Origin of the sequence: Pseudomonas sp. PD9R (assembly GCF_019200975.1) — a bacterium.
Lineage (GTDB): Bacteria > Pseudomonadota > Gammaproteobacteria > Pseudomonadales > Pseudomonadaceae > Aquipseudomonas.
The window spans coordinates 1-1,129 of sequence record NZ_JAHTMR010000041.1 but is presented as its reverse complement, the minus strand read 5'-3'; the positions used below and the strand labels follow the sequence as shown (position 1 = coordinate 1,129).

Genomic DNA, 1,129 nt, shown 5'->3' with positions numbered 1-1,129 from the left:
CGCAGCCCACAGAGCAACGGCATGGCCGAGAGCTTCGTGAAGACGATCAAGCGCGATTACGTGGCGCACATGCCCAAGCCGGATCGAGAAACGGCGCTGCGTAACCTGGCAATTGCCTTCGAGCACTACAACGAGCAGCATCCACACAGCGCTTTGAACTACCGTTCGCCGAGGGAGTTCAGGCGCTTGGCCGTTGGATCAATTTAACGGGGAGTTGGTGTCCGGTTTTGTAGGGGCAAGTCCACCCGCTTGCTCGAGCGCTCGTGCCTGATTTAACGGTGGGTTATAGGTCATGCCGAGCTCTGCCCCACCCCCCTTTTTAAGCGCGACATTCAACCCAATCAATGAACTTGCAGGCTTGGGGACGAGTTCTACTATGTAAGTGCCTTCACGAAAGAACAGCAATTCAGGCCGAGTGAGGTCAACAAGCTCTTCGTTGATCTTCAGCGACTGAATTTCATCGGTAGTAATTTTCGACAGTACCCGACTTTCAATGGTCAATGGTGTCTCGACATCGGCGCAAACGACCTGCAACGCGAACACACTGCTGCGATCACCACCAGTCACTTGCCATTCCAGTTTCAGATTATCCGGGACTTTTCGAAGCGTCTTGAGCGGCGGGTTGTAAGTCATACCAGGACTGCCCGTTTCTTCCAACATCACGCTCAATCCACGCATTGATTCTGCAAAGGTCACAGTGAGTGGTCGGGTTTCCTTACGGAAAAAAACTGCTCCGAAGTCCGAAACCTCACTGTTGTTCACCTCTACTTTTTGAACTTCATCCTTAAGATTCGCTGAAAGCATATGACCGGTAATTTCCCAGTCACGCTTAAGTTTCGAACAATGCACCTGCAACTTAAACAAACCACTTTTGGCGCTGGCGGTTGAATTGAGATCCCAAGACAATTCATCGCCATCCATCAGGCGTTCGTTGTTCAGGTCCGGATTAACGGTTAGCCCTAATGCTTTGGCATCGGCCGACTTAAGTGCCACGGATGAACCTTTTAGTAGCAGGTTTTCATTAAACAGTTTCAGTGTTAGCGATTTTCCGCGGGTGCAAACAACACCTCGTTCCAGAACATCCGGCTCTGTCTTGCCGTCGACTTGCAATAACGCATCGCTCCCCCAC

Annotated in this window: 2 protein-coding genes; one reads left to right on the top strand and one right to left on the bottom strand. The window is 51.3% G+C overall.

All coding sequences use genetic code 11. From position 1 onward, the window contains the following. Window positions 1–207, top strand: a 207-nt coding sequence (locus tag KUF73_RS31250; protein ID WP_218441782.1) for an integrase core domain-containing protein, incomplete at its 5' end; no start/stop codon positions are given. Here KUF73_RS31250 and KUF73_RS31245 read toward each other — a convergent pair. Continuing rightward, window positions 199–1,129: hypothetical protein (locus KUF73_RS31245; RefSeq protein WP_218441781.1), on the bottom strand; the 931-nt coding region annotated here is incomplete at its 5' end. The genes KUF73_RS31250 and KUF73_RS31245 overlap by 9 nt on opposite strands.